Genomic DNA, 13,538 nt, shown 5'->3' on the forward strand with positions numbered 1-13,538 from the left:
ATACGGGGAAAACCCTTGTCCCCCCTCAAGGGGTGGCAGGGGTCCGGCGAGGGGGAGGGGCTGAGGGGCCCCGAGGACCCCTGGGGGGAAGGTGTTTGGCGCGCGAGGGACGGGAGTCCGTCACGGGACGCCCTGGCGGGCACCGTACGCGCCGTCACGGGTCTGTTCGGGGGCGGGGGTGGTGGGGCGGCCGGGGTCGTACGGGGGCGGGTCGGCCGGGTTCGTACGGGGGTGGCGGATCAGCCGAGTTCGAGCGTGGTGACGCCGAAGACGCGCTCGCGGGCTACTGGGCGGACCGGGCCCGTGTACATCCTGGCCGTCTCGAACGTCGGCTCCAGACCGCGCTCCTGGGCCAGCAGGGCCGCCGCCGGGTTCGCCTCCGGCATGTCGACCGCGATCCGGGCCGCGCCGAACTCCCGCGCCTCGGCGGCGAGCCCGTCGAGGAGGGCGGCCGCGTCGGCCGGGGTGTCCGCGAACAGAGGCCCCACACGCGCCTCGTCCTCGGCGGGACGAACCACGCCATACCCGGTCAGACGCCCGTCGACGACCCGGGCCAGCGCTCGATGGCCGGGAGTGGTGAGCCAGGCGTCCAGGAACAGGGGCCGGTCGGCGTGGTGGCAGAGGCCGTCGTACGCGGCGAGGGCGACCCGGTCGACGCGCTCGGCGGCCACCAGGCCGGCCACCGGGCGGGCGGGGGCGGGGACCTCGCCCACGTACCGCGCGGTGCGGTAGGCCGTGGTGAAGCCGGAGCGCCGGTAGTTGTCCTGCTGCGCCGGCACCCCGTCGAGCCCGACGGCCCGGCCGCCCGCGTGGGCGAGGCCGGCCCGCCAGGTGGCCAGGCCGTAGCCGAGACCGCGGAGTTCGGGGCGGACGAGGTAGAAGCCGAGGAAGGCGTAGGAGTCGTCGTAGTTGACGACCGAGATGGCGGAAACGGGCTCCCCTTCGACCCGGCCGAGGAAGAAGCCGGCGGGGTCCTGCGCGAAGAACGCCGGGATGTCGGAGAGACCGGGGTTCCAGCCCTCCTCGGCGGCCCAGGACCGCACGAGCGCCCACTCCTGCGGGGTGGCGGACGAGACGGACAGCGAGGTCATGGGGGTGCCCTTCGACGACCGGCGGGAGCCCGAGTGGTCGGAACCCGGGCAAAGCGCGCCGAGCATAACGCCGTGCGGTCGCCCGCAGGCCCGACGCCGATCGATTCCGGCCGCACGGCCGACAGCCGCGCCCGTGGGGGCGACGCCCCCGCCCCGTGCGACCCGAGCCCCGTGGGGGCCCCGCCCCGTGTGGCCCGAGCCCCGTGCGGGCCCGCGCCCCACCCCGCGTGCCTGCGCCCGCCCCCGGCTGCCCGGTGCCTGCGTGTGGGCCCGCGCCCGTGCTGGGCGTCGCTCCGTGCCCGTGTGGGCCCACGCCCCGCCTCGTGTGGGCCCGTGCCCCGCGCCCGTGTGGGCCCGCGCCCGGCAGGCCGGTGCCCCCGCCGTGTGGCCCCGCGCCGGGGCGGGCGGTGCGCACCGCCGTGTGGGCAATCGTCCCGCTGGGGCGGGACGGGTGGGCACACGGGACGGCGCCCCCAGCGGCGCCTCCGCGTTCCGCGCCTGGACCCGCACCCCAGCGGCGCCGCACGACGTGGTGCGGGTTCAGGCGCGGAAGCCTCGGGCGCCGGCAGGGCGTGGGTCCGTTGTGCCCACCCGTTCCGCCCCAGCGGAACGATTGCCCACAACGGGGGGGCGGCGGGGGCACCGACCCGGACGGGCGCAGCCCACAACGGCGGGGCGCAGGCCGCAGCGGGCGCCGGCCCGCAACGGGCGGGGCGCCGGCCCGGTGGGCGTAGGCCCGCAACGCGGTGGCGGGTGTTCAGTGGACCAGCCGCAAGCGGGAGCCCGCCACCGTCAGGCGGATCGTCTGGCCCCAGGTCAGTTCCAGGGCGTCCGACTCGACGCCGTCACCGAAGGCGACCAGCCGGTCCGACTCGACGGTGAGCCGCAGGCCCCGGCCCGCCTCCAGCAGGCCCTCCACGCGGGCGGTGCCGGTCGTCGGCGACGGCCAGGCCTCGCGGACGAACCAGGCGAGCCGCGCGTCCGAGGGCGCGGGCAGGGCGAGCGTGCTGGAGCGCTGCTCCCACAGGGAGCGGAGCCAGCCCGTGGCGCCCGTCCCGGTGCCGACCAGGACGCCCGAGGAGGCCTGGGCCTCGGGCGGGACGTCCGTGCCGTCGAGCGCGAGGGAGTAGCGGGCCGTCTGGTGGCCCGGCGGACCGACATAGATCTCGTTCAGCGCCAGGAGCCGCTGCGCGTCGTCGGTGACGGCCTCGACCATCGTCAGCTCGTCGACCGCCGCCCCGGCCCCCGCCGCGTACGGAAGGAGACGCCGCGCCCGGTCCGGCCGGTGCCGGACCAGGACGCCCGGGTTGCGTCCGGGGTCGGCGTCGATGCCGATGACGGGCTGCCCCGTCAGGTACTTCGCCGCGTTGGCGACGAGACCGTCCTGCCCCACCACGACCACGACGTCCTCGGGGCCGAACAGGAACCGGTCCAGATCGGCGCGTTCGACCCGCGTCTGGCGCCACGTCAGCGGAACCGCGCCCGCCACCTCGGCGAGCGCCCGCCGGGTCCGCTCGTGCCGCTCGCGCACCGCGTCGACGGAGCGGCCGCGCGCGGCGAGGAAGAACGCGGCCTGCCCGTGCGTGCCGTGCCGGGCGAGCAGCTCCTCGTACTCCGTGGTCCGGTGCACGAGCACCGCGCGCGGCGCGAGGCTCACGGCCGCGCCCCGCCCTCGCCGCCGCCCAGCTTGGCGAGCAGCCCGGTCAGCACGTCAGGGGAGAGCGTGAGGTGCTCGATGCGCGGCAGGTTCTCCGCGGCCCGGGTCACGGCCAGGGCCTGCAGGACCGCCGGGTCGGCCTCCGCGTGCGCCCGCAGCCACGCGGACTGCGCCCCGGCGCGCGCCTCGCCGACCTCCCGTGCCGCCTCCGCCTCGGCCCGCGCGAGCCGGACCTTCCGCAGGGCCTCGGCCTCGGCCCGTACCGCGTCGGCGGCCGCGTTCTCCTCGGCCTCGCGGCGGGCGTTGGTGCCGCGCTGCTCGACGAGCCGCTCCTCCTGCCGGGCGAGCTCGATCTTGCTGGCGAGCTCGTTCTCGGCGATGGCGCGTTCCCGCTCGACGGCGACCGCGCGGCGCTCGTACGTCGCCCGGTCGGCCTCCTGCTGGATCTGCTCCCGCGCGGGGGTCCGCAGGGCGCGCTCGACCTCCGGCTCGGGGCGGATCGCGACGACCCGGACCGCGACGACCTCGATGCCGGTGTCCGGCAGGCGCGGCTCGGCGGCGAGTCCGGCCGCGATGCGGTCCCGTACCGCCGCCACGCCGTCGACGAGCGCGGCGGCGAGCGTGGTGCGGGCGAGGACGTCGAGGGCGTGCTGCTGGGCGGTCTCGGTGAGGAGGGTGGCGAGCTGCTCGAGCGGTGTGCCGCGCCACGCGCCCGTGTCGGGGTCGATGGAGAAGTCGAGCCGGGTGGCCGCCGCGCCCGGGTCGCCGATCCGGTACGTGACGGTGGACTGCACGCTCACGTCCTGGAAGTCGGCGGTGCGGGCGTGGAAGGCCATCGCGAGCTCGCGGTCGTTCACCGGCACTTCGGAGAGCGCGGCGGTGAGCGGCCGGAACCAGAAGCTCAGCCCCTCGCCGTCGTGCACGAGCCGGCCGCGGCGCTGGTGGCGGATGTGGGCGGTGGGTGCGGAGCGCAGATGGCGCCAGCCTGCCCGCCGGGTGATGTCGGCCATGGAAACCCCCTTGTCGTCATGTTGACGATAGGGGTTCGGATAGTTGTCGTCAAGATGACGAATTCGGGGGTCCCCGTACGCCGAGGGGGCGACGGCCGTGTGGCCGTCGCCCCCTGGGTCCGGTCGGCGTGACCGCCGTACTCACCCCGCGACGGGTGCCGGCACCGGCTCGCTCTCGGATGCGCCGAGGCCGGTGGCGCGGGACGCCGACCCCGACCCCGGCCGCGCCTCCGGGGCGAGGGGCGGCGCCGGAACGGCCGCGAGGAGCGCCTCCCTGGCCGACGGAACCGACGGAACCGACGGAACCGACGGAACCGACGGGATCGACGAGAGTGATGGGGCCGACGGAAGCGATGGGATCGACGAGGCCGGCAGGGTCGACGGGACCGACAGAGTCGACGGCGCGAGCGCCAGGCCCGACGCCGCAGGCGCGGCAATCGGCGAGGGCTCCGCCGGGCCTGCCGCCGTGGCCACCGGAACCGGCGCGGGCTCCGCCGTTGCCGCGCCGCCCTTCGTCAGCAGGACCACGCCCCGCGCTGCGACCAGCGACGCGCCCGCCGCGATCAGCCAGCCCCAGGCGCCCGCCCGGAAGGTCTCGCCGAGCAGGGCCACGCCGATGACCGCGGCGGCCGCCGGGTTGGAGAGGTTGACGACGGCCAGCGGGGCCGCGAGCCCGCCCCGGTAGGCGGCCTGGGACAGCAGCAGGCCACCGCTGGCGAAGCCGGATATCAGCACCGCGAGCAGCGCGGTCTGCCACCAGGTCGGCTCGGCGCCGGGCAGGTCGAGCGCGAGCGCCGCCGTCAGGGTCTGGGTGAGCGCGGAGGCGACGCCCGAGGCGATCCCGGACGCCGTGGCGTGCCCGAGCCCGCTCGCGCCCGGCCCGCCGGCCCCGCGCCGCTCGCGCCCGTGCACCCGCCCGGAGGCCAGCGCGGCGATGAGGAACGCGGTCGCCGCGGCGACGATCAGGGACTCGCGCAGGCTGAGCGCCTCGCCGGGGGCCGTGGGCCCGGTCACGGCGACGATCCCGACGAGCCCGCCCAGGGTCCACAGGGCCCCGCGCCATTCGGTACGGGTCACCCGGCGCCGTGCGTAGTACGCGCCCAGCGGCAGCGCCGCCACGAGGGTCAGCGCGCCGAGCGGCTGCACCAGCGTCAGCGGCCCGTAGTGCAGGGCGGCCACGTGGGCGAGGGCGCCGGCGGCGTTGAGGCCGACCGACCACCACCACTGCCCGCGCGCGAGCAGGGCGCGCAGCGCGCCGCGCCCGTCGGGAGCGGCGGGGGAGGCGGCGGCGAGCCGGGACTGGGCGACGGCGGCGAGCGCGTACCCGGCGGCGGAGACGAGGGAGAGCAGGACCGCGAGCGCGGTGCCGGCGGCGGGGTTCATCGCAGGGCTCCGACCGGGAGGGGTGCCGCACCGAGCGGGCGGGGTACGGGTGGGGGCGCCGTCCGCCGGCCGGGCGCGCGGACGGCGAGCAGCGCGAGGCCGAGGAGGACGGCGGCGGCGAGCGCGTCGAACCAGTAGTGGTTGGCGGTGCCGACGATGACGAGCAGGGTGAGCAGCGGGTGCAGCAGCCAGAGGACCCGCCAGCGGGACCGGGTGGCGGCGATCAGGCCGATCGCGACCATCAGGGCCCAGCCGAAGTGCAGCGAGGGCATGGCCGCGAACTGGTTCGCCATCGAGTCCGTCTCCGGCGTCGCCCCGTAGACGGAGGGGCCGTAGACGCGGGCCGTGTCGACGAGTCCGGAGGCGGCGAGCATCCGGGGCGGGGCGAGCGGCATCAGCAGGTGCAGCGCGAGCGCGGCGCCGGTGGTCAGGGCCAGGACCCGGCGCGACCACAGGTAGTGCGCGGGGCGGCGCCAGTACAGCCAGGCGAGGAAGGCGATGGTGGCTGGGAAGTGCACGGCCGCGTAGTAGGTGTTCGCCGCCCGGATCAGCGGTTCGCCGTGCAGGAGCAGCTGCTGAATCGTTCCCTCGCCCGGCAGGTGGAGCGCGCGCTCGGCGTCCCAGACGCGGTCGGCGTTCCGGAAGGCGCGGGTCTCGTGGCCGTTGGCGAAGAGCCGGCCGAACTTGTAGACGAGGAAGAGCGTGGTGACGAGCAGGAGCTCCCGCAGGAGCGGCGGCCTGGCGGACGCAGGCGCAGACGCGGACGCCGGCGCAGGCGCAGGCGCGGACGCGGATCCGGGTCGGGGCGAGGGTGCGGGTGTGGGTACGGGTGACGGCTCGGGCTCCGACTCGGACTCGGACGCGTTCCCCGCGTCCTCGTCCCGGTCGTGCTCCCCTCGTGTCCCGCGTATCCCGACAGCCATCGCGCGGCCCTCTAATCCGTCAAATCGGCAACAAACGGAGTGAGCCTAGATCTGTTTTCATCGAGACGCAAGCGTCTCGATACGTTTGCGTCTCGATTGTGCACCCCCTACTCTCGTATGTGCAGAGACAGAGGTGTCCGGGAGGGATCGATGTCCACACAGGCCGCGACCGCCGCAGCCCGTCGCAGCAAGATCACGCCGGAGCGTGAGACGGAGCTCTACGACGCCGTGCTCTGCCTCCTCCGCGAAGGCGGCTACGACTCGGTGACCATGGAGGGCGTCGCCGCCCGCACCAAGTGCGGCAAGGCCACGCTCTACCGGCAGTGGGGCACCAAGCCCCAGCTCGTGACCGCCGCCCTCGCCCGGCGCCGCTGCATCGTCTTCGGCGGCATCGACACCGGCACCCTCGCCGGCGACCTGCGCGAGGCCGCCCGGATCTCCGCCTCCCGGCGCGAGCGGGACGCCGAGCTGATGGAGGCCGTCGCCCAGGCCTACATCCAGCACCCCGACCTGCGCGCCGCCCTCCGCGAGACCGTCATCGCCCCCGAGGTCGCGGCCATCGACGCCGTGGTCGCGCGGGCGGTCGAGCGCGGCGAGGTCGACGCCGACAACCCGGCGATCGGTTTCGTCGCCCCCTGCTTCATGGGCATGCTCCGCATCGAGCGGCTCTACGAGGAGCGGTTCGCGGACGCCTCGACCATGCGCACCTTCGTGGACGCCGTCCTCCTCCCGGCACTGCGCGTCGAAGGCTGAACCCCCGGCCCGGCGCCGCGCGTCGACGGGTGAGCCTCGGCCCCGCCCTGCGCGTCGCAGACCGAGGCCCAGCCCCGGCCTGCGCGTCGAAGACCGAGTCACTGCCCCGCGCCGCGCGTCGGGGGAGGAGAGACCCCGCCCCGTCCCGCACCCTGGAGTCATGGCCGCCGCACACGCCCCCGCCGTCCGCGTCCGCCGCGTCTACGAGGACCCGTCACCCGACGACGGGGTGCGCGTCCTCGTCGACCGGCTCTGGCCGCGCGGCCTCAAGAAGACGGACGCCCGCGTCGACGAGTGGCCCAAGGCGCTCACACCGTCCACCGAACTCCGCCGCTGGTACCACGGCCCCGAGGGCGAGTACGAGGAGTTCTGCCGCCGCTACGAGGCCGAACTCGACGCCCCGGAGGCCGCCGAGGCCCTCGACCGGCTCCGGGACCTCGCCGCCCGGGAGACCGTCACCCTCCTGACGGCCGCGAAGGACCCGTCCGTGAGCCACACGTCCGTACTGCGGCGCGAACTAGAGCGGACGTAGCCGGGGCGCCTCCGCGGCCGCGTCGAGCACGCCCCCGTCCCCGCCCTCCGTACGGTCGGCCAACTCCCGCGCCCACGCCACGAGTCCGCCGACATCGATCCCGTACGCACCGGGAACGGACCCGCTCCCGCCCGCCAGACGGTCGGCGCCCCGGCGCAGCAGCCTGGCCCCGCCCGCCGAGTTGCCGCGGGCCGCGTGCGTCAGGCCGACGGCGAGCTGGGCGAGCCCCTGCCACAGGTCCCGCTCCGACTCCGGGCCGGACTTCCAGGCGTCCTCGAAGACCTCGTGCGCGTGGAAGGGCATCCCGGCGTCGAGCAGCCGCTGCGCCTCACGCACGGTCTCGTCCGGCCCGCGGACGACGCCCTCGGGCTGCCGGGGCACCCCCTCCGCCCCGTACGGCAGCGGACGGCCGAGGCCGTCGCGCGGCCGGGCGCTGCGGGCGCGCCCCGCCGCGTCGCGATCCCTGCCGCGCGCGCCGTCCCGTACGCCGTCCCCCTCGCGGTTCCGTACGCCATTCCCCTCGCGGTCCCGCGCGCCGTCCCGTACGCCGTCCCGCGTACCGCCCCGCGCGCCGTCTTCCGCCCCGTCCCGCCCGTCTCCGTGGTCACCCGTTGTCCGGTTCACCCGTCCATTGTCGCCCCATGGACGATCACGACCGCTAGGCTCGACGGTCCGACGCTGTTACGGTCCGCGCGGGTGGTGCCGGACGCGTCATGCCAACAGTTCGTGTGGGGAGTGAGTCACCGGTGCCGACGGATCCCGAACAGTCGCCGCCCGCAACGCCGTTCGCGCCGGGCGTCTCCGACGCCGGGCGGGGCGGGCTGCTCGAACGCGGCTCGGAGCTCGCCGCGGCCGCCCACGCCGTCGACGAACTCGTCGCAGGGGCCGCGGCCGGCGGTCCCCCGCGCGGCGGCATCCTCGTCTACCGGGGCGAGCCGGGCATAGGCAAGACCGCGCTCCTCGCCGAGATACACCGCACCGCCCGGGACCGGTGCACCGTCCTCACCGCCCGCGGCGGCGAGACCCTCACCTCCGTCCCCTTCCACCTCACCCGTCAGCTGCTCCAGCCGGCCCTGGACGGCTTCGCCGAGGACGAGGTGAGGCACCTCTTCGGCGACCACTTCGACCTCCTCGCCCCGGCCCTCGGCATCGCCCCGCCGCCCCTGGACGCGCCCGCCGACCCGCAGGGCGTGCTGCTCGGCCTCGCCCGGCTCCTGGACCGTCTCGCGGACCGGCTGCGGGACCGGCCCCCGGTGCTGCTCGTGGACGACGTCCACTGGGCCGACGCCGAATCCCTGGCCTGGCTCGACGCCTTCACCCGCACCCGGCGCGACCACCGGCTGCCGGTCCTCGTCGTCCTCGCCCACCGCCCGTTCGTACGGGAGCCGCAGGGCCCCGGTGCGCCCGCGACGCTCGCCGCGCTCGCGGACCGCGCCGTCCTCACCCTCGGCCTGAACGCCCTCACCTCGGGGGCCACCGCCGCACTCGCCCGGGACGTGCTCGGCGGGCACGCGGACGACCCCTTCTGCCACGAGCTGTGGTCGGTGACCTCCGGCAACCCGTACGAGACGGTCGAGTTGCTCGCCAAGGCCCGCGACCGGATGCTCGAACCCGTCGCCGGCTCCGCGGCCCTCCTCCGCGACCTCGGCGCCGGCACCCGCGGCGGCGGACTCGTCGCCAGCCTGGAGGAGCTCGGCCCCGGCCCGACCCGCCTCGCCTGGGCGACGGCCATCCTCGGCACGGACAGCACGCCCGAACTCCTCGTGTCCCTCACCGGCAGGTCCGCGAAGGAGGTCGCCGAGGACACCGAACGCCTCCGCGCCGCCAGGATCGTGACGAGCCCGCCGACGACCGGCCGAAACGGACTCGCGATCGTGCCCGTCCCGCCGCTGGAGTTCACGCATCCGCTCATCGCGACCGCGGTGTACGGCTCCGTGCCCACGGCGATGCGCACCGCCATGCACGGACTGGCGGCCTGGGCACTCACCCAGGCGGGCCACGGACCGGCCGCCGTCTCCCGCCACCTCCTCGAGGTGCACCCCGACGACGACCAGGACGTCGTGAGCCAACTGCGGGCCGCCGCCGTCGAACACCTCGCCGTCGGAGCCCCCGACGCGGCCCGCCGCTGCCTGGAGCGGGCCCTCGTCGAACCGCCCGGCCCCGACACGTACGCCAGGGTCCTGTACGAACTCGGCTGCGCCTCCCTGCTCACCGCGCCCGCCGCCACCGTCCGCCACCTGCGCTCCGCGCTCGAACTGCCCGGTCTCGACGACGACCTGCGCATCGACGCGACCTTCCGGCTCACCCAGGCCCTCGCCCACAACAACGAGCTCCAGGAGGCCGCGCGGGCCGCCGCCGTCGAGTACGGTCGGACGCCCCCCGGCACCGGCCGACGACGGCTCCAGGCCGCGCACTTCATGTACGAGGGCTTCCAGGCGGCCGAGATGGACGGTCCGGACCGCTCCCGCCGCCTCGCCGAGCTCACCGCCGGCTTCACCGGGGCCGACAACTCCGAACGGGCGCTCATCACCGTCCGCGCCTTCGACGCGATGATGCGCGGAGAGCCCGCCGCCGAGGTCGTACGGCTCTGCGACCTCGCCCTCGTCGACGGCGTGCCCGCCCGCGGGCTCAGCTGGACCGACCCCGTCTGGGGCTTCGAGATCCCGGCCCTCACCGGCATCGCGTACGCCTTCGCCGACCGTCCCGACCGGGCCGAGGCCCTCTTCACCGAGGCGGTCCGCGCCTTCGAGATCTCCGGCTGGAGCGGCGTCCACCTCGCCTTCGCCCACACCCTCCTGGGCCTGGTCCACCGGCGCCGCGGCAACCTGCCCCGCGCCCAGCACCACCTGGAGGAGGGCCTTCGTCTCGCCGACCGGGTCGGCGACGGCCTGCCCGTCCACTGGGACACCGCCTGCCTGCTCGTCGACACGCTCGTCGCCCGGGGCCGTACCGCCGAGGCACGCGCCGTCGCCGACCGGTACTCCTTCGGCCCGCCCTGGCCGGGCGCGATCGTGCTGCCCGACGGCCCCAGCGTCCTCGGCCGGCTCCTGCTCGCCGAAGGCCGTACCGAGGAGGCCGTCTCCACCCTGGAGGGCGCGGCCGAGGCCCTGACCGTCCGCGGCCGCCACCACATCGTCTGGGCCCCCTGGCCGCTCGACCTCGCCCGCGCCCTCGCACCCACCGACCCGGACCGCGCGGCCCGGATCGCCCGCGAGGCCCACGCCCACGCCGAACGCCTCGGCACGCACACCGCCCTCGGCGAAGCCCTCCGCTGCCTCGCCCTCTTCGCCGACCCGCCCGAGTCCCAGCGGCTCCTCGCACAGGCCGTCGAACACCTCGCCGCGTCGCCGTCCCGCTACGAGGAAGCCCGCGCCCGCCTCGACCTCGCCCACGCCACCGGCTCCGCCACCACCCTCGCCGAAGCCACCGCCCTGGCCGCCACCTGCGGCGCCGACCTCCTCACCTCGGACAAGTGACAGCGGGTGCGTCATCCCACCCTCCGGAGTGAGGTAATGTTTTCCCTGCACGGCGACGCGGGAGAAACCCCGCGGAGACGAGCATCGGGACGTGGCGCAGCTTGGTAGCGCACTTGACTGGGGGTCAAGGGGTCGCAGGTTCAAATCCTGTCGTCCCGACTTGTAAAAGTCGCAGATCAAGGGGCCGTTTCAGAGCAATCTGAAACGGCCCCTTGATCGTTTTTGGGGACCAGATGGAACGGCGGTGCGGCCACGACGGTGACGAACGCGCAGTTCGCCACCTTCGTCAAGTCCACCGGATGCACGACAGAGGCCGAACGCTTCGGCTTCTCCTTCACCTTCGGGGCCTTCCTCGCCGACGAGGTCGCCGCGCCCGTGGCGGCCGTCCCGTTGAGAAAGAGGCCGTTTCGGAGTGATCCGAAACGGCCTCTGGCATGTGGGTGCGGGGTCAGGACACGGTGACCCGGGCCAGGGCCCAGGAGGTGTGGTCGAAGGACGTGCGGTTGTTGGCGTCCTCGACCACCAGACGCAGGACGCGGACGCCGCGCACGTCCAGGTCGATCTGGACCGGGCCGGTGGCCGCCGTGAGGGTGGGGGTGGTGAGGAGCAGGCGGTCGTCGCCGTAGACCTTGGCGCGGGTGGCACCGAGGGTGCTCTGCTTGGCGGAGAAGTCGTCGATGCCGACCAGGGAAGTGAAGCGTACGGCGGCACCGCCGAGGTGGTAGGCGATGTCGCTGGGCGCGTGGACGCCCAGGCCCTTGGGGTACGTCGTACCGCCGAAGGAGATCAGCGGGCCGTCGCCGGCGGCGCTCTTGCCGTTGGAGGTGTCGAGTTCCACCGGTCCCCAGCCGTTGGTGGCGCTGATCCAGGTGAGGTCGGAGAGGTAGGAGTCGCGCTTGGGGGCGGGAGGAGGGGTCGGGACGGTGCCCGTCGCCGGGTAGTGGACCGGACCGGCCGGGGTGCGGGCGGTGCCCTCCGCGGTGAGCTCCCACGTGGTCGCGGGGGCGGCGTCCACGGGCGGTGTGACCTGCCAGGAGGCGGTGAGCCGGGCGCCGACGGCGAGCTCCTCGGCCGTGGTCGGGGAGGCGGAGGTCACGGTCCATCCGGCGGGGGCGCGCAGGCCGAGCGCCGCGGTGGTCCAGGGCCGTGCGGAACCGTTGTCCAGAGTGGCGGTCACGGTGAACGCCTGGCCCGGGACGGCCAGGCGGGGCAGCGTCAGGCGGGTCCCGAACGGGGTGCGCGGATAGGTGTCCTTCCAGGAGGAGCGCATCAGCGCCACCAGTTCCGCGGCCTTGGAGGGGTTCTTGTCGAGGACGTTGCGGGTCTCGCCGAGATCGGTCTCCAGGTCGTACAGCTCCACCTGCCACTTGTCGTCGGGGAGGTTGTGGTCGCGTTCGGGGGCGAAGCGCACGGCCTTCCAGTTCTCCCTGCGGACCGCCTCGGCGAGCCAGGTGGCGCGCTTGTTGTCCTGGGCGTTGGCCCGGCTGGTGACCCCCAGCTCGTCGCGGAACCAGTACAGGTGTCCGTGGCGCGCCGAGTCGGGGCTGCCGGCGAGCAGGGGAGCGGCGGAGAGCCCGTCCACGTCGGTGGGGGCGGGGGCGCCGCCGAGCTCGGCGAGGGTGGGGAGGACGTCGGTCAGCGGGGTGGGGCGGTTGCTGGTGCCCTGCTGGACCCGGCCGGGGCCCCAGGCGATGAGGGGCACGCGTACGCCGCCTTCGTAGAGGTTGCGCTTGTAGCCGCGCAGCGGGCCGTTGGCGTCGAACAGGTCGGGGTTGACCCCGCCCTCCTCGTGGGGGCCGTTGTCGCTGGTGACGAGGACGACGGTGTCCTGCTCCAGGCCGAGGGCGCGGAGCCGGTCGACCACCTTGCCGACCAGTGAGTCGAAGTAGGAGACCTGGGCCGCGTGCCCCTTGTCCGCGGCCGTCCAGCTCCGGTCGGCGTAGGCGCTGGTGTCGGGGATGTCGCTGGGCGCGTGCGGGACGTTCGGGGTGAGCAGGAGGAGGAACGGTTCGGCGGCGTGGGTGTCGATGAACTCCAGGGCGTGCTGTTCGAGGAGGTCAGGAGCGTATACGGCCTTGGCGCCGCCGGCGTTGGCGGGGATGGGCTCCTTGACCGCGTTGTGCCAGAGGTACTCGGGGTAGTACTGGTGGGCGTGACTGTGGTCGATGTAGCCGTAGAACTCCTCGAAGCCGCGGGCGGCCGGATGGCTGTCCTGGCCGGCGGCCTCCGGTCCGAAGCCCCACTTGCCGATCACGGCGGTTCGGTAGCCGCGCGCCCGGAGCACCTGGGCGAAGGTGGTGTCGGTGGCGGTGAGCGAGCCCTGGCCGCCGGAGGAGGGGTTGGCGCGGACCGTGGAGTGGCCGGTGTGGAGTCCGGTCAGCAGGGAGCAGCGAGAGGGTGCGCAGACGGCGGCGGTGGAGTAGGCATCGGTGAAGCGGAGCCCCTCGGTGGCGAGCCGGTCCAGGCGGGGGGTGGTGATCAGCTTCTGGCCGTAGGCGCCGAGTTCGCCGTAGCCGAGGTCGTCGGCGAGGACGACGACGATGTTCGGCAGCCGGGCGCCGGAGCCGTCCGCCGTGTCCGGGACCGTCACCGCGGGCACCGCCTGTGCCGACCCGGCGGTGGTGGCGGTGACGGCGGTCAGACCGAGCGTAGCGGTCGAAGCGGCCAGGAAGGTACGGCGACTGGGCATGGGGGGACTGCTCCTCGGGTGCGG

General features: G+C 75.2%; 10 protein-coding genes and 1 tRNA gene. 4 read left to right on the forward strand and 7 right to left on the reverse strand.

Annotated features, from left to right (window positions below; all coding sequences use genetic code 11):
* Window positions 1-239: 239 nt before the first annotated feature.
* The 5 genes from SVTN_RS31980 to SVTN_RS32000 all read right to left on the reverse strand — a co-directional run bounded on the left by SVTN_RS31980 (window position 240) and on the right by SVTN_RS32000 (window position 6,064).
* Window positions 240-1,091, reverse strand: a complete 852-nt coding sequence (locus tag SVTN_RS31980; protein WP_041132220.1) for a GNAT family N-acetyltransferase — start codon at window positions 1,089-1,091, stop codon at window positions 240-242.
* 757 nt (window positions 1,092-1,848) lie between these two features.
* On the reverse strand, window positions 1,849-2,748 hold the full coding sequence (locus tag SVTN_RS31985) for an NAD(+)/NADH kinase (protein ID WP_041132221.1): 900 nt from the start codon (window positions 2,746-2,748) through the stop codon (window positions 1,849-1,851).
* Entirely contained in the window at window positions 2,745-3,758 is a 1,014-nt protein-coding gene (locus tag SVTN_RS31990; protein ID WP_041132222.1) for an SPFH domain-containing protein, read from the reverse strand. The genes SVTN_RS31985 and SVTN_RS31990 overlap by 4 nt, the downstream gene beginning before the upstream one ends.
* Window positions 3,759-3,899: 141 nt before the next feature.
* Window positions 3,900-5,141, reverse strand: coding sequence for a DMT family transporter (locus SVTN_RS31995; RefSeq protein ID WP_107072774.1), 1,242 nt, complete (start codon window positions 5,139-5,141; stop codon window positions 3,900-3,902).
* Complete coding sequence (locus tag SVTN_RS32000; RefSeq protein WP_245727703.1) at window positions 5,138-6,064, reverse strand: phosphatase PAP2 family protein; 927 nt, start codon at window positions 6,062-6,064, stop codon at window positions 5,138-5,140. The genes SVTN_RS31995 and SVTN_RS32000 overlap by 4 nt, the downstream gene beginning before the upstream one ends.
* A gap of 150 nt (window positions 6,065-6,214) precedes the next feature.
* On the opposite strand from SVTN_RS32000, the gene SVTN_RS32005 reads away from it, so the two are divergent.
* Both SVTN_RS32005 and SVTN_RS32010 read left to right on the forward strand, forming a co-directional pair.
* Window positions 6,215-6,817 carry a TetR/AcrR family transcriptional regulator gene (locus SVTN_RS32005; RefSeq protein WP_041132223.1) on the forward strand — a complete coding sequence of 201 codons (603 nt, stop codon included), beginning with the start codon at window positions 6,215-6,217 and terminating at the stop codon, window positions 6,815-6,817.
* A gap of 160 nt (window positions 6,818-6,977) precedes the next feature.
* Window positions 6,978-7,349, forward strand: coding sequence for a DUF488 domain-containing protein (locus SVTN_RS32010; RefSeq protein WP_041132224.1), 372 nt, complete (start codon window positions 6,978-6,980; stop codon window positions 7,347-7,349).
* Here the strand turns inward: SVTN_RS32010 and SVTN_RS32015 are convergent.
* On the reverse strand, window positions 7,335-7,973 hold the full coding sequence (locus SVTN_RS32015) for a DUF309 domain-containing protein (RefSeq protein WP_078908580.1): 639 nt from the start codon (window positions 7,971-7,973) through the stop codon (window positions 7,335-7,337). The genes SVTN_RS32010 and SVTN_RS32015 overlap by 15 nt on opposite strands.
* 197 nt (window positions 7,974-8,170) lie before the next feature.
* Here SVTN_RS32015 and SVTN_RS32020 point away from each other — a divergent pair, with 197 nt between their 5' ends.
* Together SVTN_RS32020 and SVTN_RS32025 are read left to right on the forward strand one after the other, a co-directional pair.
* Window positions 8,171-10,825 (forward strand): ATP-binding protein, encoded by a 2,655-nt coding sequence (locus SVTN_RS32020; RefSeq protein ID WP_041134450.1) that lies wholly within the window; start codon window positions 8,171-8,173, stop codon window positions 10,823-10,825.
* Window positions 10,826-10,910: 85 nt separating this feature from the next.
* A tRNA-Pro gene (locus tag SVTN_RS32025) sits at window positions 10,911-10,984 on the forward strand.
* Window positions 10,985-11,273: 289 nt separating this feature from the next.
* Here SVTN_RS32025 and SVTN_RS32030 read toward each other — a convergent pair.
* The gene (locus SVTN_RS32030; protein WP_041132225.1) at window positions 11,274-13,514 is read right to left on the reverse strand and encodes a sulfatase family protein; all 2,241 of its coding nucleotides are present in this window, start codon (window positions 13,512-13,514) and stop codon (window positions 11,274-11,276) included.
* Between the last annotated feature and the right edge of the window lie 24 nt (window positions 13,515-13,538).

The sequence above is a fragment of the Streptomyces vietnamensis genome, from assembly GCF_000830005.1.
In the GTDB taxonomy this organism is placed as follows: domain Bacteria; phylum Actinomycetota; class Actinomycetes; order Streptomycetales; family Streptomycetaceae; genus Streptomyces; species Streptomyces vietnamensis.

Excerpts from the sequence above, each read along its gene's own strand:
- SVTN_RS31995 (WP_107072774.1), bottom strand. The coding sequence starts at position 5,141 with ATGAACCCCGCCGCCGGCACCGCGCTCGCGGTCCTGCTCTCCCTCGTC.
- SVTN_RS32000 (WP_245727703.1), bottom strand. The coding sequence starts at position 6,064 with ATGGCTGTCGGGATACGCGGGACACGAGGGGAGCACGACCGGGACGAG.
- SVTN_RS31980 (WP_041132220.1), bottom strand. The coding sequence starts at position 1,091 with ATGACCTCGCTGTCCGTCTCGTCCGCCACCCCGCAGGAGTGGGCGCTC.
- SVTN_RS32005 (WP_041132223.1), top strand. The coding sequence starts at position 6,215 with ATGTCCACACAGGCCGCGACCGCCGCAGCCCGTCGCAGCAAGATCACG.
- SVTN_RS32030 (WP_041132225.1), bottom strand. The coding sequence starts at position 13,514 with ATGCCCAGTCGCCGTACCTTCCTGGCCGCTTCGACCGCTACGCTCGGT.
- SVTN_RS32010 (WP_041132224.1), top strand. The coding sequence starts at position 6,978 with ATGGCCGCCGCACACGCCCCCGCCGTCCGCGTCCGCCGCGTCTACGAG.
- SVTN_RS31990 (WP_041132222.1), bottom strand. The coding sequence starts at position 3,758 with ATGGCCGACATCACCCGGCGGGCAGGCTGGCGCCATCTGCGCTCCGCA.